Raw genomic sequence first — 25,939 nt, forward strand, 5'->3', positions numbered from 1 at the left:
CACATGACATTTATGTCACACCTAATCCGTTATTGTAAGGTCAAACGATGGGGAATTTCCTTCCTGCCTCTTATACTGGAAATATATTGATTCACTTCCGAAAGGGGCTATTCACCAGTGACTGAAGCTATCAAAGCAATCATATTAGGGATTATTGAGGGGTTGACTGAATTCTTGCCGGTCTCGTCTACCGGGCACCTTATCCTGGCAGGAGATTTGCTGGATTTTGAGGGGGAGGCTGCGGTTACCTTCAAAATCGTAATCCAGCTAGGTGCGGTAATGGCCGTGCTGCTGCTGTATTGGAAGAAGTATGTGAACATTGGCGTGAATATGCTTAAGATGGATTTCGCCAAGAGTAAGGGATTGAATGCAATTCATATGATCCTGGCCATGGTACCAGCGTTAATCATCTATCTACTATTCAAGGACACGATCAAGAGCCAGTTATTTGGCCCCAAGCCGGTCTTAATCGGACTGATCGCCGGTGGCCTATTGATGATCTTCGCCGCACGCAGCAGGAGTACCGTAACGGCAGAGACCGTGGACGGTCTGAATTATAAACAAGCCTTCGGCATAGGGCTGTTCCAGTGTCTGGCGCTGTGGCCCGGCTTCTCAAGATCCGGTTCGACGATCTCAGGCGGTCTGCTGCTGGGAACCAGCCAGAAAGCCGCTGCGGACTTCACCTTCCTGATCTCCGTGCCGGTGATGTTCGGAGCAAGCCTCCTTGACCTGTATGACAGCAGAGATCTACTCAGTTCAGATGCGCTGACCCTGATGCTGATCGGGTTCGTGACGTCCTTCCTTGTAGCCATGGTTGCAGTAGTCACGTTCATCAAGCTGATTAAGCGGCTACGTCTGGAATGGTTCGCGCTGTACCGGTTCGTGTTAGCGGGGCTATTCTATGTAATTGTTATTCTGTAAAATCCTGCACTCAGCCGTATTCCTTAGGCTCCTGCAGCAGGATGGAGAAGGTCTGGGTCTCGTGGTCCACTTCAATCGTCTCAATGCCGACAAAATCCGGGATCTCGGGGTGGACGGCATCCACGCTGTATTCCGGATGAGTCAGCAGTAATTGAATCACTTGCATAGCTTCCATGTCGATGGTGATCCCCTTTACAGTAGAATCTAACCCTGTGTTAGAGGGGAATCTCCGCCCTCTGGGTCTATAGCGTATTATCCCCGCACTGCTTAGCGAATATGTCGGTGGATGATATTTCTGTCTTCGTTACGTTCCATAACAGCCATTAATTGCCCCTGGAAAATCCGTCTCTGGATCTGGTCGATCCGCTGCAGAGCAAGTGGGACGGGTACCTGGAACGCTACAGCCAGCTCGGCAACGGCATCCTCACGAAGCTCGGGCAGCGTATTCGCTGAGATCATACTATAGGGCATGGAGGCATACAGGATGAACCGGTCGGATTCATCTCTCTGCGCCTGAGTGAACACTCCGGGCATAAGCGTAGACTTGCCGGCATGCCGCAGCAGATGACAGAGCTCGTGGAGGAATTCCAGCCGCTGCAGCTCGGGAGGAAGACGGTTGTCGATGAACATGCTGTACATTCCGGCCGCAGCCTCAATCGCCTTGCTTCTGACATCCAGATAGTGTACCCAGATATTGAGCCGCTTCGCTATGTAATCGATGGAGATGTCAGACGGCTTGCGGATGCCTATGCGCTGGTACAGATCCTCTGTCCATTTCTCCAAAGCGGTCATCTGATAATAGCCTTGCATAATCAATCACCCCAGATATAAGATCGTATGTTCGTGTTATTGGCCAAAAGAAAAGCCCGTAAGGGCTAAGCAGCAGTTCAGCGCGTACTCTTCACCGGCTGAAATATGGAACGGGTGTTCCTATGTATGTAAGCATAAAGGAATTACGCCCGAATATCAAGTGTTTTTCCCAAGGTGGGGTGCGTGGCCTGACTCAGCATCTGAACCATATCCTGGGCGCTGCTCTGCGCCTGCTCCTTGGCAAGGCTCATCACCTGCAGCCCTGCGGCCTGCTGTAAGGATGACTGGCTCATCACTACGGATAATGCAGCAATATCCATCCGGCATTTCTCCCTCCATTTGTTTTGAAGCTATTGCTTCATACTCTATATCGACCACTGGACGCCTGTCCGTTAGGTGAATGGTATTTCTTTGCCAATTGGCCCATGCAACGGGGCGGAATTCCACATATTCTGTGCTGTATTCAATATTCAAGAGGAGGAATTAATTATGGGAGCAGAGTATGGTTGCGGTTGTGGAAATAACGTAGGTGGAGTGAATCAGGGACCTCCAATCGTTCCGGTAGTAAGCCCTTGGACTTCGACAGGTGCCATTCTGGTTCTGTTCATTCTGCTGGTTATCATCACTAAAGCCTGTTTGTTCTAGAATCGCCAATAGCCAGTGTAGCCCTGTCCGGCCAGTGCCGGATAGGGCTATTTCTTTTTCTTCTTATGAGCACGGGCCGTTGGCCCGATCTGGCGTTTGATTCTGCCTGTAGCTGCATCGGTTTCAATGATATAGAGTTCTTTGATTGTTCCTGCAAGCGCGAACCATTCCTGTAAGGCTTCAGCTTCGGACATAGGGCCGTACAGCCTTTTGCCCCGATAACAGATATAGAACACTTCCGGCTCTCCATCTAAGTTATATTATCCCATTTCATTCTACGCTGTATCGCGGTGAAATTGAATAACATCCCCCACATGCCGGCTTATTTGAAAATAAACTTCACACGCGTACCGTCAGCGAACGCCTCCAGCTGATTGCCGACCCAGCTTCCCGCTCCGCGGTTATCACTGGGCGTTATGTACTCAATATGCGCCCCGGCTCCGCCTTCTGCACACATAGCCATCGGCCATTCGTCCCGGTCATAGCCTTTCTTCGTGGGGACTCCCTTCAGAGACGCCTTGCGGTTCTCCTCCGCGTCCTTGCGGTTGATGGTGCAGATCGCTGACTCTCCCTTGCGGATGGCCTTCTGGATGTGCTTTGCGGTCTCCGGGTAGCGGTCTGCCGGGAACTTCAGCTTCACGACCTCCGAAGGATTCGCAGAAGGGGTCTGCGGCAGCCATTGCCCGTTCTCCTCCAGCAGGTAGGCGGCAAGACTGAGCAGGGCGATAATGATGAGACTGATGATGGACTTTTTGGCTTTCATATCTGCTCCTTTGTAGGTTGGTATGGGTATAAGGCCTGTGCCCAGAATAGTATAGCGTAAGAATACCGGATTGTGACAGCCCGAATTCTGTGCATCTGCCGTGCTGAAGTTCCATAATTCGTCATAATATGTACAAACACAATGAAAAGGATGGTGGAAAATGTGGAACAGCGCAACCTCAGGGACCTGCTGGATTCGGCCTCGCGGCTGATTGGTGATGTGCAGTGGCAAGCGGCTTTTCGCAAAATACAAATGGCTCCCGCTGACGCGGAGCTGGGAGCTCCCGCACGGAAGCTGCTGGAGACGCTGTACTGGCTGCAGGGCCAGGGAATGATCAGCGGTCAGCATGATTACCTGGAGAGCCCGGATGATATCAACAACAAGCTGAAGAATACGGCTGGCAGCTATGCCGGACTACACGGTTATGAGATGGGGCCGATCAGCGGCCAAACAGAGAAGCTTATCAGCAGCCAGCGGCAGGGAGTAACCGACAGTGCGATCCGCTGGCATAAGGCAGGGGGCATTGTAGCGATGACCTATCATGCCAACCTGCCGGGCAGCGCACCAGCCTGGACGAATGTCTCCATGAGCCTCAGCGAAGCTAATTTCAGCAAGTACATCACACCCGGAACCCCCGAATATACCGCGCTGATTGCCGAGCTCGATAAGGTAGCTGTTTTCCTGAAAAAGCTCAATGACGCCGGTGTCCCCGTCCTCTGGAGACCTTATCATGAGATGAACGGCGGCTGGTTCTGGTGGGGGCAGAAGTCCTCCTTCGTGACCCTCTGGGAGATCATGTTCCAGCGGTACACCGTCTATCATAAGCTGCACAATCTGCTGTGGGTGTGGAGTCCGAATGCCAAGAACAAGAATAGTGAGGAGCCGGCGAAATATTATCCGGGCAGCGGCAGAGTGGATGTGCTGGCGGCGGATATTTTCGAGGGGGATTACAAGGCAAGCCATCATGATACGCTCTGGGACCTGGGGCGCGGCAAGCTGATCGCCATCGGCGAGAACGGAGAGCTTCCTCCGCCAGCTGTGCTGGCAGGCACGCAGAACAAATGGAGCTATCAGATGACCTGGGGCAAGATGCTGTACGAGCGCAATAAGGATGCAGTGATTCAGGCTTTTATGCGGAATAGTGCCGTATTCTCCAGAGATGACTATTCGGCCAAAGCGGCGGCGTATGCTTCTTCAGGAGGGGTACTCCCCAAGCCGGGCCTCTATGGGCAGTATTATAACAATATTACGCTCAGCGGCACGCCTGCCCTCACCCGGACAGATGCCAATATTAACTTCGCCTGGAGGCAGGCGGCGCCTGATCCGGCCGTTCACGCAGATCTGTTCTCCGTACGCTGGAGCGGCCGAATAAGCGCTGCCTACAGTGAGACCTACACGATCTATTCATATTCAGATGACGGAATCCGGGTATGGATCGACGGGAAGCTGATTATTGACAGCTGGATTAAGCAGAGCGGGCAGGAGCGGCAAGGCACAGTGAGTCTGATTGCAGGGAAGCTGCATGAGCTGAAGGTGGAGTACTATGAGAACCAGGGGGATGCGCGGGCGGTACTGATGTGGGAGAGCCCCAGCCAGGCCAAAGGCGTAATTCCGGCAGGAGCCCTCTACCTTCCATAACAAAGAGTAACGAAGCGTCAGATATGCTCGCGGTAGCTGATGTTGTTGGCGATTTTCTCGTCACGGACGGCTTGGCGCAGGATATCCTTGACAGATTGAACCTTACGGATTCTATAGAATGGGAGCTGTGGAGATGAAGCATCATCCGACAAAATGATCAGCGTCCCGATGCCCAGCATACGCTGCATAACCGACTGGGTGACGGAGAAATCGTTAACCCGCAGCAGCTCGATTTCTTCGACATCCTTGCCGATTAGTCCGCTCTTCACCATAATCCGCTGGGACGTAATCGTATACTTGGTGGTATTCAGTCCGATCAGCCCCTTGAGACGGTCGGAGATGCCGGCAGGCTTGCCCTGCCATAATTCTTTTTCGGGACCGGAGCTATGGCCAGCCGCCGGACGCCGTGCTGCTGCCGGAGAACCGGCCTCTTCTGTGCCTGCCCCGCATTCCCCGCAGAATTTGGCACCTTGCTTGTATTCCGCACCACATGCTGTGCAATAAGCCATGATAGATCTTCCTCTCCTTGAACGGATAAATTCATTATAGTATAACAGGAATTGCCAGTCATCAACGGGTTATTGACCGCCGTTTCTCCCTATGAATACGCTTATCTGCTGACATATGTTTCATTACGCCGAATTTAACATTAATTTCATTTGCACTTAACAAAAATCGATATTATTCTGTTAAGTGGAGGGATATTAACTATGAGACAAGCTTTACTTGCAGGACTGCTAATGGCCGTCATGATACTCAGTGCCTGCGGCAATAACAGTGCTGAACCGGCGTCCCCGGAAGAGGTACAGGAGACGGTACAGAGCTTTTACAATGAAATGTCGAAATTCGACGAAATGGGCAAATCCTCGCTTGAGAACTTCAACACCACGCTAACCTCTTATTCCACCGGACAAGCGACAGACAAAGAATTCCAGAAGGCTGTGGACAGCTTCCAGGATACCGCATCTCAGCTTGCAGATCATGTGAACGATATCAAGATTGCGGGTGGCCTGCCGGATACGATCGAGAAGCTGCTTAGAGATTCTGTGATTGCTTTTCAGAGTGCCTATCAGATCAAGGAGAAGGCTTCCAAGGGCGCAGTATCGCCCGATGTGACCGCTGAGGAATTCAACACGATGAATGAGCAGGCGGACATAGCGATGCTCTACGGCATCTCCAAGCTGAATGAAGCCAGAGAAGCCGCAGGACTGATTGAACCGGAGCAAGCCGTACCGGGAACCGTGTCAGATGCAGGCACAGATGCCAAGCAGGAACCGGGTGCTGGAAGCGCAGGGACTTCGTCAGTGAAATAAGCAGAGACAAGACTTGTTATACGCCAAAGGGTTCGGATGAAGACGCTGTACAGCATTACTGTAGGCGTCTTTTTGCTGTGGATTGAATTATTGGTCCAACCTTCTTGAGAAGTACTTAGGGGCCTCCCTGAAGCCTTGTCTTTCATAAAATGTATGAGCCTCTATTCTTCTGGCATGGCAATGAACCTGGATACTGGCACATCCTCTTCGGCGGGCGGAAGCTGAGGCGAATTCCACTAGTTCCTGTCCGATTCCCTTACCTCTAACGGAGGAATCCACAACCAGATAACTAATGGAGGCGATATCTCCTCTCATGCCCAGCTGCGGGATATAATGCAGGGAAAGACAGGCGATAACACATCCTTCCGCTTCATAGACCGTTAACTCCTCATTGGAGTCAGCAAGAAGTCTTTCTATATTCTCCTTCATAAAAAGCTCGGTATCCGGGTAACCTAATTGCGTTAATAGTCTGGAAATATCCTCCCGATCCTCCACATTTGCAGCTCTAATCATAAATTTCATCTCCGTCCTTTCTACCCCTTTCCCCTAATGATGGCATCAGATTAGCTAAAATACTAGAACCACGGGATGGCTGTTTTCATGCAGGTGTGGTGCTAGTTCAACCCTGTATTATGATCAACTGAAGCTCTCCTTCAGCGTCCTTGGCCTGACATTAATTTCTGCTTGCCTAACAAGCTGGATCGCAGATATAATACAAACATACGTTCGGTTTGTGGGCGGCAAGATGATGTAGTCCGGGTAATTAACAACAGAGTGGGGGAATAGCAATGGGCAAGAAGCTTGAAGCGGGCGGTCTGCGGGAGAGCAGCCGGATCATGTTGACGGAGCATAAGGGCGGGATCAGGAGGGACGAACGGGAGACCTGGCATAGCCTGAGGCCGATGCTGGACGAGCAGAAGCTGGAGGAGATTGAGCATACGCTGGCCTTATCGCTGCGGAGTCATGTGCGGGTTACGCTGGTGCTGTATGGCCCTCTGGAGCAGAGGAAGCTGAGCGGGTTCGTGACCTCCATTCACACCCACTCGCGTGAATTCAAGCTGCGGTGGGCGGAGGAATGGAAGTGGCTGCTGGTAGATGACATTGTGGAGGCTTATATTGTCTAAAAGATAACCGTTCTGCCTGGAATCAGCACGGGTCCAAGCTTCATTTACCTGCGGCGGTGCCCGTCTTCTCATAGGCAATCAGCGTGACCTCCGGGTTCCCGGTCATCCGGGCAATCTCCGACTCCGCCTGGCGGATTACCTCGACCACATCCTCCTGATCGCTAAGCGGGGCTATTCTGTAGCTGTCGCTGTATATCTCCATGTTCATCCCCCTTTCCGTTAGAATGACCTGACTTGCGGTCTGCATTCTTATTCTGGCCTGTAGGGGCACAGTTCATCCGGGGAGATCAGGTGCTTGCACAGCTCATTTTGCGAAAAAAATGGTCATCGGCGTAAACCGCCCGGCCAAAGCGGGCATATACTATACCAGGGGGTGAGTAGATGCTTACTTTGGAGCAGGTCAAGCAGAAGTCGGCCGCAAGGCTGGCGAAGCTGCATCCGGCCGTACTGGCCGGGGCGAACGAGCTGATTAGACGGAGCTATAACCGGGGGGTGCAGATCCTCATTACGCAGGGCATGCGCACGATAGCGCAGCAGAATGAGCTATATGCTCAAGGGAGAACCAAGAAGGGCGACATTGTAACGAATGCCCGGGGAGGCGACAGCTTCCATAATTACGGCCTCGCGATAGACTTCGCGCTGCTGCTGCCGGATGGCAGGAATGTGTCCTGGGATATGAATCGTGACGGGGATGGCGACAAGGTGGCAGACTGGCAAGAGGTGGTACAGGAGGGGAAGAAGCTGGGATTCGAATGGGGCGGGGACTGGACCTCCTTCAAGGATTACGCCCATCTGCAGATGAGCTTCGGCTTTAGCATCCAGGACCTGAAGGCAGGCCGGCGGCCTACTGCCCAGCAGAGTGCAGCCGCACTAAGCCGTATAACCGGAGGTGAGCCAGAGGTGAACAAGGATATCCCGGTAAATATTACGCTCAACGGTAAGAAGCTGACGACCGGCGTCATGGACGATGCGGTTACCTATGCGCCTGTTCGTGCGATTGCGGAAGCGCTTGGAGCCAAAGTCACGTATAATGCGTCCAGCAAGACCGTGAACATTGTGAAGGAATAACTTCTCTGCATAGATGCTGTGCCGGATGGGGAAATTATCAGCGATTAACCACATCCATGAAGGGGGCACAACATTTTGAACAAGCTGATCACAAGTCTTGCCTGCGGTACGGTCCTGTCCATGAGTCTGCTCGGAGCAGGTGACATCTCCGCAGCAGCGCCGGGCGGTATGACCACTACGATTCCGGGCGTTATGAGCACCACCGCTCCGGGCATGCACAGCACAACTACTGACGGCCGGATGGGCAACATGGGGAATATGGGCAATCTGGATGACCGGATGATGGACAGCCGGGGCAATACCATGATGAATGAGACCAGAGATTCGATGCACAAGACCGAATCCATCATGAAGGACAAAATCCGTACCGGCGACAACAGCTCCGTCTCCCCGCTGTCCAACGATAACAGAACGGGCCGCTACCGGGCACAGAGCACAACCACCACAGCCAACAACGACAACCGCTCCTCCAACTGGGGCTGGCTCGGTCTGCTCGGCCTCCTGGGTCTGGCTGGCATGCGCAGCAGAACCGGTGAGCGCGACCGCCACTAGTCTGAGCGGGGCACCGCAGTTCTGCAAATAAGGAACAGCAGCGCCAAGCAGTAAAGCCCGTGTCAGTCTCGACTGAACGGGCTATTTGCTGCTTATACAGAAATATTGGAAAAAGCAATTGCGTATCCTCCAGATACGTGATATTATATTTCTTGTCGCGTAAGAACGCACACACAACATGCCGGGGTGGCGGAACAGGCAGACGCACAGGACTTAAAATCCTGCGGTAGAAATACCGTACGGGTTCGACCCCCGTCCTCGGCATATATAGTAGTAGAGAAAGACGCATTCTGCTGAATGCGTCTTTTCTATACATACAGGTTAGAAGCGGCTTACAGGACAGAAACAGCGTACACGCTAGAAACAGAGTTAAGGATTGAAACAGGGGAATGTGCAGCTAAGATAGAATTATGTAGAAGAGGAACTCCGCAGCTCATTGAAGAGATAGAGCGCATCCTTGAAGCCTTGCAGGTAGATGGCGCGTTCGGTAATAACTTGAAGAGAGAACTGCGTGTCTTCATACTGGAAAGCAGAATCCTGCTGGTCCTCGGGTAGGACGTTCCTAAGCTGGTGGAAGTACTGATCACTTTCTTGCAGCAGCATTTTATATGTAGGATCTGTATCCAGCAGTTCCCGGTACATCGCTTCCAGCCGGATACGAATCAAGGGATCGGTTAAAGCTTCTAAAGATTTATACACAGCGTACACCTCCCTGTCGTTAACCTTATAAGGTTATTATATAACTCCGTGAGTGTTATTGTAAAGTTGAAAATTAACTCTATAAGGATAATGGGAAGTGGAGCATAACTATACATACATAATAACTAGAGGGGAGCTACGCCTCATGTTGAGAAGTAACTTAAGAATCCTAATGGCCAAACACCGGATCGACGACATCACCGAGCTAATGGAGAAATCAGGCCTGAGCCGGAATTCGATTAATAAACTGTATCGGGAGACGGACTTGGAGACCGTTAAGCTGGAGACGCTGGTTAGATTGTGTGATACGTTTCAGTGTAAGCTGTCGGAGTTGGTGGAGTATGTGCCGGGGGAGTAGGGATTTGGGAGTGGGAGAGTGCCTTTGGGGGTGCTCTTTTTTGTTTGGAGATCATACAAAGTCAATAAGTCAACTAAGGTGATCTCGAGAGCAGCCGAGATTTGTTCTAGTATTTTAATCGTAGGGTTCTTTTCTCCACGTTCGATCTGCCCAATGTAAGATGTGTTTACCCCTGCACATAGTGCAAGCTGCTCCTGACTGAAACCATTTTTCAACCGCAAAATCCTGATATTTTCCCCAATTGATTCGATGCTGTTCATTTCCCTTCACCCCTAATCAAACGATAGAATTTATTGGTAGAAGGCTCAACAGGATATAGTGCGGATTTCAATGCTTATAGTAGAGAATTGATACGGAGTGTGGTTAAACCGTGGATAAATCACTTAAGAGACGTTTTTACATCTGATTATTTGAAGGACATGTCAATAAAAGCGGTTTAGTGAACTTTAGAAATGCCCATGTTCTTTCAAACTGTAGAAGCGATTGCCGCCAATAATTACATGATCAAGGACTTCTATTCCTATGATTTCCCCAGCTGCTATGAGTCGTTTTGTCAGATTAACGTCTTCCATGGAGGGCTCCGGGTCTCCGCTCGGGTGGTTGTGAGCGCATATGAGTGAGGCACTACAGCGTCTAATAGCTGCATGGAATACTTCTCTGGGATGGACGATTGCGGCGTTCAGAGAGCCTATAGAGATGATTTCTTTGAAGATGAGACGGTTCTTGGTATTGAGGAAGAGGCAAATGAAGTGTTCTTTCTGTTCAAAACGGAGTTCGGGTTTGAGGAGATCATAAACGTCTTTGGGACTTCGGATAGAATTGCTAGACTGCTCCGGGTAGGTGAGTGCCTTAGCAAGCTTTAGCATAGCTGTAATTTGCCGGGCTTTTCCTTTGCCGATACCCTTTATAGTTACTAACTGCTGTTCTGATACATCCATTGGTTCTGTAGCTGTAGGGAAACGTTCGAAAAGCTCTTGAATTGTGTAGCTGTTGTTGCTTTCTCTTAGAGATTCAGATAATAAATTTCTCAAATCATTCTCCTTAGCCAGTCGCATAATGTTTATCCTCCCAAGTGATTTCTAATTATCATTTGTATAATATAGATTTCAAATTTTCGAATTTGCGACATATTTACATAATTACCTTAAATAGAACGCGTGTTTGGAAGGTTGTGGTAACTTTTTGACGAATTATGTATTTTGACTTAGTTCTAAAGTCTGTCTATTCGCGTTTCCTTAAGGAGGTGGCTAATCTGTCAATAAGTATTCACTTTGCTCAAGCCACTTACTTAGGCTTTCGCTTTTAGCTATTTTCTGCTCTAGCTGTGAGAAGACTTAGTGTTATGTGGATAAATGGATTCTCGTGTGAAACACCGACTCAATGCTTGAAGAAAACTCGTAATGCTTCAATTATAAAAAATTATAACAGGGGCTGTATAAATTTGAAGGATAATACCATAGTTTTAATTTCGTCTGGATTGACAGAAGCCAAAAAAGAATATAATCCTTTTAATAGAATGAATAGATACCTGAATTATGGGCTTTTAGGGCTTGCTACCATACTCAAAAACAAAGGTTATACTGTCAAAATGTTTCAAGGTGAATATGACAGTCCTTTTGAAATAATTGATAGAATCAAAAATAGTGGGATAAAACTTGAAGAGTTAGAATACCCTGTTTTATTGTCCATTCCTAGCTATTACTCTATATCTTGGGCAAAGAGTTTTTGTGAGTTACTCAAAAGCAAGTACTCAATAAAAATTGTTGGTGGTGGAAGATGGGTAATAGGCGATTCTGAGAAATGGATTAAAAGCAAAATTCCAGATGTTGATTTGTGGGTTAGCGGATTAGCGGATGATGTGATCGAAAACGCAATTCATTCAGATTTGTGGGATAGCATACATAAGATCAAAGACGATACGATGACGAACTGTTTTGATGAACTTGACTATACACTTTTGTTTGATTATAAAAATTATCAACCATCTATAGAAGTATCCAGAGGTTGTGGTAGGGGGTGCTCTTTTTGTATGGAGAAAGATATCCCCATCTCTTCCCTCAAACCACCTGAAATGATAATTAAGCAATTAAAAAATGCTATAAATATGTATCAAAGTGAAGATATCAATTTTTACTTTGAAGCCTCACTTTTTCTTCCAAGCCTGTCTTGGGCGAGACAATTAAGAGCAATATATACTAAAGAATTGATGAGTGTTCGTTGGAGATGTGAAAGTCGTGTGGATGCTTTAAAGCCTGAAATAATTCATGAATTGGCACACGCAGGTTTAAAGGTTATTGACTTAGGTCTGGAGTCTGCCAGTATACGACAATTGAAGGCAATGAAGAAGGCTAAGAAACCAGAGGATTATTTGGAAAAAGCAAAGACATTAATTGAGGCTTGCCATGAAGAAGGTGTTGACGTGAAAGTGAATATACTACTCTTTGCAGGGGAGAGCCTTGATAGTGTGGCTGAAACAAAAGAGTGGATTCAAGCAAACATACAATATATAAAAGGAGTATCTGTGAATCCAGTCGTTGCCTATGGCCCTGAAAATGACAATGAGTATTTTATATCTCTAGGAGCTAGTATCATAGATACTTCTGAACTCTTAGGATACTCTTATATGAATCTTAGTGTTCAAATTGATTACCCTATGTCAATCAGTTTATCCAATCAATTGTCGCAATCTCTTATGAATCAAGAAGACTACTTTTATCTCAAAAAGTTCTCTTACTTTCCAAGGAGTTATCAGTATTCTGATTTTCTAGAAGATGTTAAAAAAGCTAATAAAGAGTCTTTGCCATTCAAGATTTTTAAGGGGGGATTTTAATTATGATTTCAGGCATCATCATCTTTGGTGAAATGGGATCGGGTAAAGATGAATTAGCTGATCTATTAAAAAGAAGTATAAAAAATTCTGAAGTATACAAATTGGGGATGTTATGCAGGGATATTATGAGAATTGTAAAAGTAAATCATAATTGGATTGATAAAGAAAGGGAGCTTGGGCAAACGATAGCAGACAAGTTAAGGGAGATTGATCAAAACATTATGAATGATTATGTATTATCTTTAATTTTTGAACATTCTAATTGTGACCCCTCAAAAAATAAATCGGATACTCTAACTAATCAACTTGGAAATGAGAACATCTTCCCTATTGTTTGTGGAGGGCGAACAAAAGAGGATTTAAATTATTGGAGAAAGAAAGGCTTCATAGTTGTGGGAATTAAAACAGATGAGAGAACAAGAAAAGAACGATTAAAAAAAAGAAATGACGAAAAAAATTATGAGAAAGACTTCGAGCATATAACTGAACTCGAAGCCAAGGAGATAGTTTCTCAAGATTGTGACTACTGCTTTTCAAATGATGATAGCCTTGAAGACTTAGAGCTAAAAGTTAAGGATTTTCTCAAGGAATGTGAAGTTCTATCTACAAAGCAGAGTTGTTAAATTTTATAAATGACCATGCTCCTTCTAACTGTGGAAGCGGTTGCCACCAACAATTATGATCAAGGACTTATACTTATTACACGTAAACTAATATCCACAAGAAGACTGGGGAAGTTGTTATAATTTTCAACATTTATATATTTATTAGCGGATTGATTTTAGGGGGATATCAGATATGTACCTATCAGAAGTCAGGATTACAAACTTTAGGAAATTTGGTGAAGCAGTGGACGGTAATCCTGGATTAGTTTTGAATTTGAACAAGGGATTGAATGTTTTTATAGGTGAAAATGATGCTGGGAAAACAGCCGTCATAGACGCAATTAGAATTGTCTTGTTAACCCAAAGCCGCGAATACAACAGATTAGAAGCGGAAGACTTCCACAGTGATTCAAGTGAATTGAAAATTGAATGTATTTTTAAAGGTTTCACTATTAACCAAGCTAAAGATTTTCTGGAATGGATAACAATCGATGAGGATAAAGAATACTTACTTCGAGTATTCCTGAGTGCTAAAAAAGGTGTTCAGGGGAAAGTAATAATTGATGATATTCGCGCAGGAAGTGATAATGAGGGGCAAATATTACATAGTAGAGCTCGTGATCTTTTACGAACTATATATCTAAGACCTTTAAGAGATGCTGAAAATGAACTTGCCGCAAAAAGGAATTCTAGATTATCTCAGATCTTATACTCCCATCCTGAGTTTTCAACTGGAGATAATCACAAATTAGTTGAAATAATAAAAAAGGCGAATCTAGAAATCAAAGAATATTTTAAATACGACGAGATGAATGCCGAAGAAAAAAAGATTTTAAAGTCCATTAATGCCTATCTTTCTCGATTTTCTGATAATAAGAACCTTTTAAAATCTGATATTGAATTAACAAAAGTCGGACTTAAATCAATACTCGAAAAAATTGACCTGCAACTGTTAAGTACAAAATCGGGATTAGGATCAATGAATCAATTATATATAGCAGTGGAGCTTTTACTCTTACAAATTGAAAAAAAAGAAGGAATTAACCTTGCATTAATTGAGGAAATTGAGGCGCATTTACACCCTCAAGCTCAAATTAGAGTCATTAATTATCTACAAGATTTAAGCAATGATAATGGGTCTCCAATGCAAATTTTACTTACTACGCATAGCGTTACTTTAGCTTCAAGTATTAAGTTAAATAATCTAATTATCTTCACAGAGGGAAAAGCATTCTCTTTAGCAGATGGTAATACTCAACTTCATGCGGGTGATTATAAATTTCTGGAAAGATTTTTAGATTCAACAAAGGCAAATCTCTTTTTTGCAAAGGGTATTGTAATAGTAGAGGGAGATGCAGAAAATATTTTTTTACCAACTTTTGCTCAAAAACTTGGAAAATCTTTTGCGAAGAATGGTGTCTCAGTCGTAAATGTAGGCAGTACAGCTTTGTTGCGATATTCTAGTATATTTTTAAGAACTCAAGCCCCACTCATGTCTGTTCCTGTAGCTATAATTACTGACTGTGATGAAGCAGTATCTAAAATTGTTGATGATTCGATTGAAATGATTACTGATAGAAATTCTCACACACAAAGATCAGATAAAGTATCTAAATATTCTCAGGATAATGTTAAAGCTTTTGTTTCTTCGGAGTGGACTCTTGAGTTTGATATTGCGTGTAGTGTTTTAAAAACAGAATTGTGTGCAGCGATATTAATGGCCCGAGCTTACATTAATGAAGATAAAGCATTATCCGAACAAAGAAATCACAGAGGTATTAAAAAAATAAGCGAGTATTTAAAGGGAGCTACTGAAAACATAAATAAATGGACACTAATTGACAAAAATCCTTTATATGTAGCCTCAGAGATAGTTCGGAATTTAGTTTTGCAAAAGAATATATCAAAAACTGTTGTAGCCCAGTGTTTTTCCGAAATACTAAAAGAACGCACTTTTTTAGAAGAAGAAGTTAAAGCAATTAGAGAAGACAAGTATTTAAAATACTTAGTGAATGCTATAGATTATGTGACAGGAGTAGCTATAGATGAGTAGTTTAACCATAACAAATGAAGATATTGAATATGCTTCTGCTCTACTTAATATTACAAATGGCTTTGACGAACCTAGGATTGAAGCGATTAAGTGTATGAGAAGCAGAGATATTGTTGCTTGTCCTGGTAGTGGTAAGACTACAATTTTACTTGCAAAATTAATTATTCTATCGAGACAACTTCCATTAGAAAACAATAAGGGCATATGTATTCTTACTCATACAAATGTGGCTATAGACGAAATAAAAGAACGACTAGGAGATAAAGCTGGAGAATTAATGGCTTATCCAAATTTTGTTGGCACACTTCACTCATTTATAAGTAAATACGTGGCAACCCCTGCTGCAATAAAATACTACTCCACAAGGATATCGAAAATTCTAGAAGATGATGAATATAAAATACGATTATCAAAAAAGTACAATAGCTTGTTTCCTCCTTTCAGTGGAAGCAAACTAGATGCTTTTCTTTATAGTAAAATTGATGGGGAAATAAAAGCCTCAAGAAATTCTGATCAAATTAACAAAGCAAAGCAACAAAAGCTATTATCTTTAGAATTAGATTATTCTGATTACATTATTAAAGAGGTATCATATGACCGAAGAACCAATATGTTAAGGAATCCTACTCTAGATTCTTATAAAGAGTATATCAGGTTAATTGAGGAGTTATTACAGGATGGGGTTGCTTCATTTAATGACATACAAGGGCTTGCACTTAAATATGCAACTCAGTTTGGAGATCAATTAAAAAGAATATTTTCAGAACGTTTTTCATTTGTATTTGTTGATGAAATGCAAGACACAAGTCAACTTCAACAGAAAATTTTAAATGAACTTTTTGATAAAGAAAAGGTTGTATTTCAATGCTTTGGTGATCCACAGCAAACCATTTATGAATCTGAAGATTCCAATTGTGCTTGGCAACCTACTGAACCTCTCTTCATCTTAAATAGTAATAGAATGAGTAGGAAAATAGCTGCGGTTGCTGATTTTGTTGCTGTGTCACCTTATGGAATGATAGGAAGAAATCCCTCTCAGAATGTAGAGCGTGCTCCTATCATAATCACCTATAAAAACGATAATGTCTCCCATGTACTAGAGGCATATGCTCAAATACTTGAAAATTATTTTTTAGATAAAAGTAGTAAATCTATATTCAAAGCAGTAGGAATGGTGAAAACAAGAAATGATGAAAAACTTTCAATTAAAAGTTACTTTCCTGGATTTACTAAAACTCCTACGCAAACAAAGATTAGCAAAGAATTTCCCAATCTTCAAAGCTTCTTGATGAAAATTGATCAAAGTATTATACAAAAAGAAGGAGTGCAGGCTTATTATAATCGTTTTATTCTTATTTTTTTAAAGATATTGAGATTAAATGATATTAAAACTAAAGAAGGTAAGTATTATTCAAAGACTAATTTTTTGAAATTCCTGCGAGAAGAAGATGATGAGCTTTTCAAATTTACATTTAGATTTTTTGCGAAGGCTATCTTAAGAATTGAAAATGGAAAATCTATAATAAAACATTTTAAATATGTTATTTTTATTGTCTTAAGTCGTTTATTTAATTTCCAAATCAATTTAAAAAGTGATGAGTTTCTGCAAGTAATGACTATTTCTACTCCAATAGATGAGAAAGTATTGGTTAAGGAAAATACTTATGTTTTTCATGATTTAAATATAGAGCTCGATAGCGTTCATGGAGTTAAGGGTCAGACCCATACAGCCACTTTATACTTAGAAACCGTGTATCATTCTAAGACAGTAGAAAGTATCATTGAATATTTAACTGGAGGAAGCAAAGAAAAATTAGAATTAGAGGCATATGAAGAAAAGCATATAAAAGTGGCTTATGTAGCGATGACAAGGCCAACTGAATTATTATGTATAACTATGGATAATGAGGTTTACTTAAATAATTTTGAAAAGTTAAGCAATTTAGGATGGGTTCATTACACAGAGGTTCTTCAAACCTAAAGTTTATATTTCATTCTAATTAAAATGTGATTGGAGAGAAATATAGTATGAGTTCTATAACAACTAACTATACCTTAAATCAAAAAAAAGTAGGTCTAGCACTATCTGGCGGTGGGTTTCGAGCATCATTTTTCCACATCGGGGTATTAAGTGAGTTAGCTCGAACAGGATTGTTATCCCAGATAGATGTGATTTCTACTGTATCAGGAGGTTCTATCATTGGAGCATATTACTATTTAGCATTACAAAAAAAGAAAAATGAAAAAAAAGATAATTTAGTTAATGATGACTATGTCGAAATTATGGATTGTATTTCTAATGATTTTTATAACACCGTAAAGAAGGGTATTCGTAATCGCTTTTATATTGAATATGTAATAAGCAATGCTGGGTTAAGGAAAAAACAAGCTAGTCATGTTTTTGCAGATTTATTAGATCAATATTTTTTTAATAAATTCGCAATAAATGGTGAGAAAAAAGTTACCATGAAGCAATTTTGTGCTTCCCAAGGATTGCCTAAAATTATACTAAACTCAACTAATATTAATTTGGGACGGCCGTGTCGCTTTACCACCAGTTTAGAAGACGCAATAACAAATATTTACGAAATTGCAAATGAAATAACAAAACATCATCCTGAAGGATATAAATTTAATTATGAAGAAATGAGTTTAGGTAACGCAGTTGGATCTTCATCTTGCGTTCCAGGGTTGTTTCCGCCATTTGAAATTGATCTAGATGTTTCAGTTTTATCACTTGTTGATGGTGGAATAAGTGATAATTCGGGGGTCGTCGCTCTTTTAGAAGAGAAATGCAATTATATAATTATTAGCGATGCTTCATTACATATTGATCACATACACCAACCGTCTTCTTCCATAACAAGCATGCTTTTTCGCACAAACGATATTTTCCTTGAACAGCAAAAGAAGCAAATTAAAAAGGATCTTAATCAAGGATTTGATTCGGTCATAGATATAAACATTCGAGAAGAGCTTACTGATACAATACCAAAATACATCAATGGAAAAATGCCAAGTACAAAATACAATATTAATCAGCTTACTCAGCATTATATATCAAAAATGAGGACTGACTTAGATGTATTCACTAAACTAGAAGCCAATACTCTTATGTTAAGTGGTTTGTCTATTGCTAAATTGAAATTGGTAAGTAATGAAGAGATATTTGCAAGGCCATTTCACACAAGCAACTTCCTGTACCAATTTGAAAATGATTCACTTAAAGAAGCAGTAATAAACCCTCCCGAGAAATATTTGAAATTCCTAAATGCTGCTAGTCTAAAGGTTCATAAAAGAAAGAAATATCGTATGAATCCACATAAACTATTTGAAAAGAAACTGAAAAAGAAACCATTGATAGGATTTAGGATATCTTCTTTAGTAGTTGCTTTAATAGCGACACTATTTTTTTACCTTAAGGCATTCTCAGGAAACGATTTACATACTCCTGTATTCGTAATTATTATCTCTTTGATTTTTCTCCTTTTTTTGTTTTTATTATTGGCTCAATTGTATATTCCAATATTTCTTATAGCTATTTTTTTCTATTTGAAAATGGAAGATAAGGTCTACCAATTTAAAGCTTATAAATATTATGAGAAGGTTTTAATCAGTTCTTCAAAGTAATATTCATTTGAATGAAGAATAATCCGGCTATTCATATTTATGGATTTGCTGATAGTTCATAAATTAGTTGATTCTATCTTCGACTAATTTATGTATTGCACGTTAATATTATATTTTACTTTTGTGAATTTCTTATGGTATAAGCTTTAAAAAGTAACAACAAAGACTATTACTTTAAGAATCTAGCTTGCTGCATTATAATGAAATCCTTAATCCGCAGGGGTTTGATCAATTATCTGATAATCTTTCTTAAGTTTAGCTTATATAACAGGGCATTTACTTATAATGACTATTTTGAATAGAGGTGCTAAATTGAAAGAACTAAGCCAACTGCACTTTGAGACTAATCCCCCGGCATTAATATTAGCTTTAAAAGAACGAAACGATGATTTGTATTCAGTTGTGGTCAATGTATATCGCAAAGTAAAAGATATATTGGATACACGAGTAGCACAAGTTTTTCCTGACTATACACTGCATAATATCAATCATTCACTTAGAATAATACATTATATGGGCGATATTATACCAAGCATAGAGTTACTTTCCGATCTTGAGATTACTTTTTTAATTTGTTCAGCGTTGTTACATGATATAGGTATGGGAGCTACAACTAGTGAGGTTGAAAAAATTAAGACAGGGGAACTTAGTTATAATAGTTATAGTTATGAAGCTTTTTTGAAAAAGTTTCACAATGATCACATAAAAGCCATCCAAGATTATATACGAAGAGTTCATGCATTGCGGTCAGCAGAATATATAAAAAATGAGCTTGAGGGGATTCTTATTATTCCAACAATGCCAAATACTAATTTTACTGAGGAGATTTCAAAAATATGTCAAGCACATACGGAGGATGTAAGTTGGATAGATAAAAATCTAACTACATATTCTTTAAAGGGAATATATACCATTAATACACGGTTCTGTGCAATGGTTTTAAGATTGGCTGATTTATTAGATTTTGACAGTGAACGAACTCCTCCAAGTTTGTTTAAAACATTAGAACCAACGGGTGTAAGTCAAGAGGAATGGAAGCAGCATTTTAGTGTGGATAATTCTAACAAGATAACTGTTGATACTTCAAGAGGTTACAAGATAGTTGAGTTATTTGGTAAATGTAACGATTCAGTTATACATAGGAAAATACTAAAATATGTAGATTGGATTAATTCTGAAATTGAAAATATAAACAAAATAACAAGTAAAATGGAGAATCAATATGTAGTGAATTTTAAATCGCATGTACGAAATGAAATTAAATCTGAAGGGTACACATTTGCAGATCTAAGATTTATTATTGATTTTCGACAAATTACAAATCTATTAATGGGTGAACAAATATATGGGCATAGAAAAAATGGATTACGAGAATTGATACAGAATTCTATAGATGCATGTAAAACGAGAAAAGAAATTGAAGATAAAGTTAGAGAATTTGGTGATGAAGTATATAAACCAGTAGTTAAAGTAATATTAGATAGTGACAAAAATCAAGTTATTATTAGCGATAATGGTAGTGGTATGACTATTGAAATACTTAAAAAATATTTTCTTAATGTGGGGTCTTCTTACTACACTTCTGATGATTATCTTTTAAAAGGTCTAAAACATAAACCGATAGGTAATTATGGGATTGGTTTTTTGGCTGGTTTTATGCTATCTGATATTGTTAATGTTAGGACAAGGCATTTTGAGAACTCCACAAGATATGAAGTTGAATTATCAAAAGAAGATGAATTTGTTTCAATAAAAGAAAGTGAAGATGTTAAACATTTCGGTACAGATATAATTCTTAAATATGATCAATTTATGAAAGTATGGCCAAAAGGCATAGCGGAGATAGAAGAGTTTCTAAATTTATATTTCCTATCTGATGGAGTCGGCATTGAACTGATAGATAAAAACTCCGAGGAAAAAAAAGATATTATCAATAACTTAGTCTCTTCTGAACAAAACGCTAATGTAAACGATATAGGCATTAATCTTTCGGACTTTCTAGAGGGTATAACAGGAGAACTCGTAGTTAAGAGTCCGATAAATTACTTGTTCAACTCAACTTTTGAAGATATTAATTTAAAAGGTACTCCCTACTACTTTGACAATGAAATAATTGACTTCTCAGAATCTGGGGTTAACATTTTGGATCTAGTTAGTAATGGAGAACTTAAGGTAATAAATATTCCGATTATTGATGACGGAAAAAGCCTAGATAAAATAATTGAGGTTTTTGATGATTTAGATGAGGCATTAAAGCACTATATCGAAAAAAATAACACGGATTTTATTACGATTTTAGCTCCTGATGACAAAATAGCCACAGCAAAAGAAGGGGTATTATCTTATCATGAATCTATTATGGATGAATTAGATTTTAGTGCTTTATATAAATATGGACAAGGTACTACGTGCAATCACACATTAATTGACTTTGACTCCTTTAATATTTTTTACCTTCCTGGAAATAATGTGTTTTTGGAGCTAATTGATAATTCACCCAAACAATATTATTTGATAAACAGAAGGACTTCTTACGATTTCAAGCTTTACATTAAAGGTGTGTACGTCAAATCCATAGCACTTACGCTAAATAAAATGCTTTATTATTTAAGATTCGAGGAATTTAAAATTAATGTTGTTATTGATGAAATAGTACCAAATGTTTCAAGGGATGATATTAACAAAGAAATTGAGAATGACATTTGTATCGCGATATATCAGGCTATATGCTTGGGAGTGTATGTGAAATTAAATGATCCGGTTCAAAAAGAAACTTTAATTGAGTACTTAAGGCAGTTTAAATCCACTCAGACGCCTTTTTTAAAAGAAAAATATAGAAACATGCTATGCTAAGTGGTACAGTCACATTTTTCTTGCTGAGCATCGCGGTGTAACCAAATGCGGAGTAATAAAACTCGAAAAAGTCTTTGTCAGTGGAGAGAAGAGGTTCAATAGGGGTGAAAAAACGGCAGAATGCTTATATAGGAGAAGTTTCCGGTTTTTAACAAAGGGTATTAACGCAAAGCTTTTGCACTTCATTTTGCTAACATTTTTGCTAACATGGCTACATATTCAAATCTCCGAACGCAGGGAGTACGGAACATAAAAAAGAGCCTTAAACCCGCATGGCTAAAGGCTTTATGCTCGATCTTCCCGTGGTGTAGAAAGGGTACCAAGAAGGCCATTTCAGGACTTAAAATCCTGCGGTACGTGAGTACCGTACGGGTTCGACCCCCGTCCTCGGCATATATAGTAGTAGAGAAAGACGCATTCTGCTGAATGCGTCTTTTTTATACATACGAATCGGAACAAGGATAATATAATCCAAGACCGGGCTTCACCCAAGATACTGGGAGGTTGGAAGTTAGAGCGGGTAAAAGCTTGCGGTCCAATATAATCAGGATAGAATGGACCGGGTGAATCAAGCATTACCTTGGAATGGCTTAGTGGTCTCACGTATAACCAGGCTGGTAGGCAACATGACTTTCTTGTTGCCATAGGACGAGCCTTCGGTAATTTCGAACAGCAGTTTGGCACTCTCATAGCCAAGAACGTCGAAATATTGCTTCACTGTGCTCAAGGCGACTTTGGCGAACTTGGAGCTCTCGAAATCGTCAAAGCCGATCAGGGATACCTGTTCAGGGATACGGATATCAAGTGCGGTCAGCTGCTCTATTACCTCAAGGGCCCGCTTATCGTTGGCGCAGAAAAGAGCGGTCAGCTCCCCGCTTTGAATCAGGTGTGTAAGCATAGAGTGATCCATGTCCTTATCCAGGAACAAGAGAGACTCGGATATCGGAATGGACGCATTCAACATGGCATTGCGATAACCGTTATATCTGTCAATCTCCGGACTCAGATGATAGTCGTAAGCTGCAAATCCGATTCGCCGGTGACCTTGCTGTATCAAGTATTCTACTGCTTCATAAGCGCCGTCGTGGTTATTACAAGTGACGACGTTGACTGGATAGCCGGAAGGCGAGCGATCCAGCATAACAAAGGGAATTGCTGTTTTGCGAATCTCCCCGAGGTAGCCCTTTGCTGCTTCGGGATCAGAGGAATAGATGAGTAGTCCTCTTAGTTCTGTTCGAATCAGCTCCAGCACAAGTGCACGCTCCTGCTCGAAATCATTCTCCACGAATTCAATGATCAGCTTGCAGCCATGTTTGCCCAGGAAGGACTGGATGCCCCTCATGATCTGCATATACGAGCTATCGTACAGTTCGACGCCGGAAATGACAAAAGCCACCAGATTCGAGGTCTTTTCCGGGACGGCCGCTTGACTGGCGACGAAGCTCCCCTTACCCCTGACACGGTAGATCACGCCTTCGTTTACCAGCTCTGACAGTGCTTTGCGCACAGTAATAGTGCTGACTTCCAGCAGCTTGGAGAATTCCGACTCGCTGGGAATCCGGTTTTCTTCTGTAAATTCCTGATTCTCAATCTGGGATAAGACATAGTCTTTAACCATCTGGTACTTTGGCAGAGTTAAGTCCTTCTTACTCAAGTAAGTTCACCTCATATCGACATTTCCTCAATTATAGCGTACATTGTTTCAAAAAGTATACTTACTTGCAAAGTGTTTTGGATGAATTTTTATCGAATAAGGAGAGGATTCACGGGGATTAAGTAATATTGGGGCTTTATTAGATAAAATAATTGAAATTTGTGCAGGTATGTATTACTATGGGGTCAAATAAAGTATGCTGTTTCATTAACTTAACATAACATCTTTACTGCAGTCAGCTACGCCGTTAACGGACAACCCAAAGAGCTGCTGGCAAATCCAGCAGCCCGACGCTTGAGTGTTTGATTTAGAGAGTAACAATGGCGCCTTCCTTCTCGAACGGGTAGTCGATGACAATACGAGCAACTTCGCAATCGCCGATGCCGCTATACAGATTGACCTTGCCGTCGGGACGCATTTCTATGCCGGCGGTGAATGTGCAGTCCGTCAGATGCGGTTTCTTGGCGGGACCCTCCGGATAACATGGACGTGTGCCGATGATTCTCAACCCGGAGAATTGATTCGTCTGCGGGTCCAATACGAAAGCCATGTTCATATAGGTCGATATATCTCTTTCGGCATAACAGATATGACCAATGACGCCGATCTTCCCGCTCTCAAGCAAGTAGGCCTGATTGCAGCCCCCCCACTCATCCTCGTGGAACAGGCCTCGGATGTTAGGGGCGTTCCCGATAACCTCCGGAGACAGGTCGTCGAGACTGTTGATGATCGTGAATCCAACTAAAGATTCACTTCCGAATTCCTTGCGTATTCCTTCTCCGCGTGGTCGTGAGAAGACGCCGATTCTGCCATCCTGAAGCTCTACGAGCCGAATGTCTTTCATATAATCCGGACCGGTCGTGAAGTAGAAGAGATCATGAATATCACGGCCTTTGTAGAAGTACCCGTAGAAAGTATCAAGCTGCCCCTGCTTATAACGGACATGTGTACCGCCCAATACAAGTTGTTTGTGGATGATGCTAATATAAGGGTCTTCAAGCTGGTAAATCATGGTGTCCGGCACGGCTGTCCAGTCATCCGGACCGCTCTGCTCGAACAGGCGAACCCAAGACCGTGCCCACTCCTGGCGTCTTTCCAGGCGTCCATAAATGTAGCGCTTGCCGTTCCATTCAAACGGGATCGTAGGATTGTAGACATCGAAGTCTTCCACCCCGTGGAAGACAAGCTTAGCGCTTTCATAGATCCGCTTGTTTGCTTCAAATTGCTGACGCAGCTGCAATAAGTTCATTTGCGCAATCTCCTTTCAGGCTTCAATAACAATTCTATCCTAATGGATAGCTATATCCCAATTCTTGCTCCATTTTTGGATGTATTATGGTGGTTTGACATTGCAAGGCTTGTCTTTATCAAAGTACATTTACGAACAAGGAGGAATATCGCCAATGTTGAAGCTTCTCGCGGCGGACGGCATTGATTCTGAAATTCAGGCCCATTACCGGCTGATCGCTTCGGTGCGCGAGACGATCGGTTTGCATTGTCATGACTTTTTTGAATTGTTTCTCATTCTGAAGGGAAGCGTTGTGCATGTTATTAACAGCAATCGTCAGTTGTTGCAGGAAAATACGCTCGTGTTCATACGGGACCGGGATGTGCATTGCTATGAGCAGACGGCAGATAGTGATTGCCAGTTCATCAATTTGTCGTTTAACCGGGAGGTTCTGGATGACATGATTGCTTTTTTGGGAGAGGGATTCCCGAGTGGGAGGCTTCTTGAGCCGGCCATGCCGCCGTCGGCTTTGCTGTCCAAAACGGAAAAAGAATATGTGCGGTATCGGCTGGAGCAGCTCAATCTGATCCCGCAGGAGAAGAAGCTGGCTATCAAAGCAGAGGTAAGAGCCATCTTGACCGACCTGTTCTCCCGTTATATAACGGCTGAAGCGGAGCCGTTCGAACTAGCGGGACAGCCGGAATGGTTAAAGGCCCTATGCAAAGAGGTGAATAAGAAAGAACAATTTACGCGGGGAACGGCCGCGCTTGTTCAGCTGTCCGGCAAATCGCATGCTTACGTATGCAGAATGTTCAGGGAGCATCTCGGGATGTCTCCGACCCAATATATCAATGAATTAAGGATTTCCTACGCCGGGAATTTGCTGCTGAATACGGATATGGAAATCGTAGATATCAGTTTGGAGATTGGACTTGAGAATGTTAGCTACTTCTACGACTTGTTTAAACGGAGACATAATTTGACGCCTCATCGGTACCGGCAATTCGGCAAAATTCACAGATAGTATACCAAATTAATATTATTTCTGTTTAGGTTTTATATATTGACGCATCAAAAGGTATGTGATATTTTCTATTTAGCATAATAACATTTGGCATCATGATGGTCTAATCTGATGAAACGGAAAGCACGAACAACCCGGTTTCGACGAACTGGGTTCTGATCTGGAGGTGAA

At 42.2% G+C, this 25,939-nt stretch carries 28 protein-coding genes and 1 tRNA gene; 16 read left to right on the forward strand and 13 right to left on the reverse strand.

From position 1 onward, the window contains the following. Positions 1 to 117: 117 nt before the first annotated feature. On the forward strand, positions 118 to 921 hold the full coding sequence (locus MKY96_RS05070) for an undecaprenyl-diphosphate phosphatase (RefSeq protein WP_340938941.1): 804 nt from the start codon (positions 118 to 120) through the stop codon (positions 919 to 921). 10 nt (positions 922 to 931) lie between these two features. Here MKY96_RS05070 and MKY96_RS05075 read toward each other — a convergent pair whose 3' ends face one another. From MKY96_RS05075 to MKY96_RS05085, 3 genes are all read right to left on the reverse strand, one after another. Then, positions 932 to 1,096, reverse strand: a complete 165-nt coding sequence (locus MKY96_RS05075; protein ID WP_340938942.1) for a hypothetical protein — start codon at positions 1,094 to 1,096, stop codon at positions 932 to 934. A 92-nt stretch (positions 1,097 to 1,188) separates the two neighbouring features. Continuing rightward, positions 1,189 to 1,731, reverse strand: a complete 543-nt coding sequence (locus MKY96_RS05080; protein WP_340938943.1) for an ImmA/IrrE family metallo-endopeptidase — start codon at positions 1,729 to 1,731, stop codon at positions 1,189 to 1,191. Between the two features lie 143 nt (positions 1,732 to 1,874). Then, the gene (locus tag MKY96_RS05085; RefSeq protein ID WP_076076056.1) at positions 1,875 to 2,051 is read right to left on the reverse strand and encodes a YjfB family protein; all 177 of its coding nucleotides are present in this window, start codon (positions 2,049 to 2,051) and stop codon (positions 1,875 to 1,877) included. Positions 2,052 to 2,220: 169 nt separating this feature from the next. Between MKY96_RS05085 and MKY96_RS05090 the strand changes: the two genes are divergently transcribed. Continuing rightward, the gene (locus MKY96_RS05090; protein WP_155991357.1) at positions 2,221 to 2,376 is read left to right on the forward strand and encodes a hypothetical protein; all 156 of its coding nucleotides are present in this window, start codon (positions 2,221 to 2,223) and stop codon (positions 2,374 to 2,376) included. A gap of 47 nt (positions 2,377 to 2,423) precedes the next feature. On the opposite strand, the gene MKY96_RS05095 is transcribed toward MKY96_RS05090, so the two are convergent. Further along, a complete protein-coding gene (locus MKY96_RS05095) occupies positions 2,424 to 2,612 on the reverse strand; it encodes a hypothetical protein (protein ID WP_340938945.1) in 189 nt (62 codons plus the stop codon). 86 nt (positions 2,613 to 2,698) lie between these two features. Beyond that, positions 2,699 to 3,139, reverse strand: coding sequence for a NucA/NucB deoxyribonuclease domain-containing protein (locus MKY96_RS05100; protein ID WP_340938946.1), 441 nt, complete (start codon positions 3,137 to 3,139; stop codon positions 2,699 to 2,701). A 141-nt stretch (positions 3,140 to 3,280) separates the two neighbouring features. Here MKY96_RS05100 and MKY96_RS05105 point away from each other — a divergent pair, with 141 nt between their 5' ends. Next, entirely contained in the window at positions 3,281 to 4,777 is a 1,497-nt protein-coding gene (locus MKY96_RS05105) for a glycosyl hydrolase (protein ID WP_340938947.1), read from the forward strand. A 17-nt stretch (positions 4,778 to 4,794) separates the two neighbouring features. Here MKY96_RS05105 and MKY96_RS05110 read toward each other — a convergent pair whose 3' ends face one another. Next, positions 4,795 to 5,286 (reverse strand): PH domain-containing protein, encoded by a 492-nt coding sequence (locus MKY96_RS05110; protein WP_340938948.1) that lies wholly within the window; start codon positions 5,284 to 5,286, stop codon positions 4,795 to 4,797. Between the two features lie 201 nt (positions 5,287 to 5,487). Here MKY96_RS05110 and MKY96_RS05115 point away from each other — a divergent pair, with 201 nt between their 5' ends. Then, positions 5,488 to 6,090 carry a hypothetical protein gene (locus MKY96_RS05115; protein WP_340938949.1) on the forward strand — a complete coding sequence of 201 codons (603 nt, stop codon included), beginning with the start codon at positions 5,488 to 5,490 and terminating at the stop codon, positions 6,088 to 6,090. 87 nt (positions 6,091 to 6,177) lie between these two features. Here the strand turns inward: MKY96_RS05115 and MKY96_RS05120 are convergent, their stop codons facing one another. Further along, positions 6,178 to 6,612: a GNAT family N-acetyltransferase gene (locus MKY96_RS05120; protein ID WP_340938950.1), complete on the reverse strand. Its 435-nt coding sequence runs from the start codon at positions 6,610 to 6,612 to the stop codon at positions 6,178 to 6,180. Between the two features lie 266 nt (positions 6,613 to 6,878). On the opposite strand from MKY96_RS05120, the gene MKY96_RS05125 reads away from it, so the two are divergent. Beyond that, the gene (locus MKY96_RS05125; protein WP_340938951.1) at positions 6,879 to 7,214 is read left to right on the forward strand and encodes a YolD-like family protein; all 336 of its coding nucleotides are present in this window, start codon (positions 6,879 to 6,881) and stop codon (positions 7,212 to 7,214) included. Positions 7,215 to 7,254: 40 nt separating this feature from the next. Here the strand turns inward: MKY96_RS05125 and MKY96_RS05130 are convergent, their stop codons facing one another. Next, positions 7,255 to 7,416, reverse strand: a complete 162-nt coding sequence (locus MKY96_RS05130) for a hypothetical protein (RefSeq protein ID WP_340938952.1) — start codon at positions 7,414 to 7,416, stop codon at positions 7,255 to 7,257. A 179-nt stretch (positions 7,417 to 7,595) separates the two neighbouring features. On the opposite strand from MKY96_RS05130, the gene MKY96_RS05135 reads away from it, so the two are divergent. From MKY96_RS05135 to MKY96_RS05145, 3 genes are all read left to right on the forward strand, one after another. Then, positions 7,596 to 8,282, forward strand: coding sequence for a M15 family metallopeptidase (locus MKY96_RS05135; protein WP_340938953.1), 687 nt, complete (start codon positions 7,596 to 7,598; stop codon positions 8,280 to 8,282). 75 nt (positions 8,283 to 8,357) lie between these two features. Further along, positions 8,358 to 8,834, forward strand: a complete 477-nt coding sequence (locus MKY96_RS05140) for a WGxxGxxG family protein (RefSeq protein ID WP_340938954.1) — start codon at positions 8,358 to 8,360, stop codon at positions 8,832 to 8,834. A gap of 180 nt (positions 8,835 to 9,014) precedes the next feature. After that, a tRNA-Leu gene (locus MKY96_RS05145) sits at positions 9,015 to 9,098 on the forward strand. Between the two features lie 144 nt (positions 9,099 to 9,242). Here the strand turns inward: MKY96_RS05145 and MKY96_RS05150 are convergent. After that, positions 9,243 to 9,533 (reverse strand): hypothetical protein, encoded by a 291-nt coding sequence (locus MKY96_RS05150; protein ID WP_340938955.1) that lies wholly within the window; start codon positions 9,531 to 9,533, stop codon positions 9,243 to 9,245. 145 nt (positions 9,534 to 9,678) lie between these two features. Here MKY96_RS05150 and MKY96_RS05155 point away from each other — a divergent pair, with 145 nt between their 5' ends. Further along, positions 9,679 to 9,891 carry a helix-turn-helix domain-containing protein gene (locus tag MKY96_RS05155; RefSeq protein ID WP_076154267.1) on the forward strand — a complete coding sequence of 71 codons (213 nt, stop codon included), beginning with the start codon at positions 9,679 to 9,681 and terminating at the stop codon, positions 9,889 to 9,891. Here MKY96_RS05155 and MKY96_RS33870 read toward each other — a convergent pair. Together MKY96_RS33870 and radC are read right to left on the reverse strand one after the other, a co-directional pair. After that, positions 9,846 to 10,151, reverse strand: a complete 306-nt coding sequence (locus MKY96_RS33870; protein ID WP_445671417.1) for a helix-turn-helix domain-containing protein — start codon at positions 10,149 to 10,151, stop codon at positions 9,846 to 9,848. The two genes, MKY96_RS05155 and MKY96_RS33870, sit on opposite strands and share 46 nt — an antisense overlap. 186 nt (positions 10,152 to 10,337) lie before the next feature. Continuing rightward, on the reverse strand, positions 10,338 to 10,946 hold the full coding sequence (gene radC / locus MKY96_RS05160; RefSeq protein ID WP_340938956.1) for a RadC family protein: 609 nt from the start codon (positions 10,944 to 10,946) through the stop codon (positions 10,338 to 10,340). Positions 10,947 to 11,275: 329 nt separating this feature from the next. Here radC and MKY96_RS05165 point away from each other — a divergent pair, with 329 nt between their 5' ends. The 6 genes from MKY96_RS05165 to MKY96_RS05190 all read left to right on the forward strand — a co-directional run bounded on the left by MKY96_RS05165 (position 11,276) and on the right by MKY96_RS05190 (position 21,862). Continuing rightward, positions 11,276 to 12,721 (forward strand): B12-binding domain-containing radical SAM protein, encoded by a 1,446-nt coding sequence (locus MKY96_RS05165; RefSeq protein WP_340938957.1) that lies wholly within the window; start codon positions 11,276 to 11,278, stop codon positions 12,719 to 12,721. A 2-nt stretch (positions 12,722 to 12,723) separates the two neighbouring features. Then, positions 12,724 to 13,344, forward strand: a complete 621-nt coding sequence (locus MKY96_RS05170) for an AAA family ATPase (RefSeq protein ID WP_340938959.1) — start codon at positions 12,724 to 12,726, stop codon at positions 13,342 to 13,344. A gap of 175 nt (positions 13,345 to 13,519) precedes the next feature. Beyond that, the gene (locus MKY96_RS05175; RefSeq protein ID WP_340938960.1) at positions 13,520 to 15,379 is read left to right on the forward strand and encodes an ATP-dependent nuclease; all 1,860 of its coding nucleotides are present in this window, start codon (positions 13,520 to 13,522) and stop codon (positions 15,377 to 15,379) included. After that, positions 15,372 to 17,360 (forward strand): UvrD-helicase domain-containing protein, encoded by a 1,989-nt coding sequence (locus tag MKY96_RS05180; RefSeq protein ID WP_340938962.1) that lies wholly within the window; start codon positions 15,372 to 15,374, stop codon positions 17,358 to 17,360. Before MKY96_RS05175 ends, MKY96_RS05180 begins: the two co-directional genes overlap by 8 nt. A gap of 47 nt (positions 17,361 to 17,407) precedes the next feature. Next, complete coding sequence (locus MKY96_RS05185) at positions 17,408 to 19,009, forward strand: patatin-like phospholipase family protein (protein WP_340938963.1); 1,602 nt, start codon at positions 17,408 to 17,410, stop codon at positions 19,007 to 19,009. Between the two features lie 312 nt (positions 19,010 to 19,321). Then, positions 19,322 to 21,862 (forward strand): HD domain-containing protein, encoded by a 2,541-nt coding sequence (locus tag MKY96_RS05190; RefSeq protein ID WP_340938964.1) that lies wholly within the window; start codon positions 19,322 to 19,324, stop codon positions 21,860 to 21,862. Between the two features lie 568 nt (positions 21,863 to 22,430). On the opposite strand, the gene MKY96_RS05195 is transcribed toward MKY96_RS05190, so the two are convergent. After that, complete coding sequence (locus MKY96_RS05195; RefSeq protein ID WP_340938965.1) at positions 22,431 to 23,480, reverse strand: LacI family DNA-binding transcriptional regulator; 1,050 nt, start codon at positions 23,478 to 23,480, stop codon at positions 22,431 to 22,433. Between the two features lie 343 nt (positions 23,481 to 23,823). After that, positions 23,824 to 24,765, reverse strand: a complete 942-nt coding sequence (locus tag MKY96_RS05200; protein ID WP_340938966.1) for an MTP-1 family protein — start codon at positions 24,763 to 24,765, stop codon at positions 23,824 to 23,826. Positions 24,766 to 24,919: 154 nt separating this feature from the next. Between MKY96_RS05200 and MKY96_RS05205 the strand changes: the two genes are divergently transcribed. Then, complete coding sequence (locus MKY96_RS05205) at positions 24,920 to 25,768, forward strand: AraC family transcriptional regulator (protein WP_340938967.1); 849 nt, start codon at positions 24,920 to 24,922, stop codon at positions 25,766 to 25,768. Positions 25,769 to 25,939: the final 171 nt, after the last annotated feature.

The sequence above is a fragment of the Paenibacillus sp. FSL R7-0302 genome (genome assembly GCF_038006885.1).
Taxonomy (GTDB): domain Bacteria; phylum Bacillota; class Bacilli; order Paenibacillales; family Paenibacillaceae; genus Paenibacillus_AQ.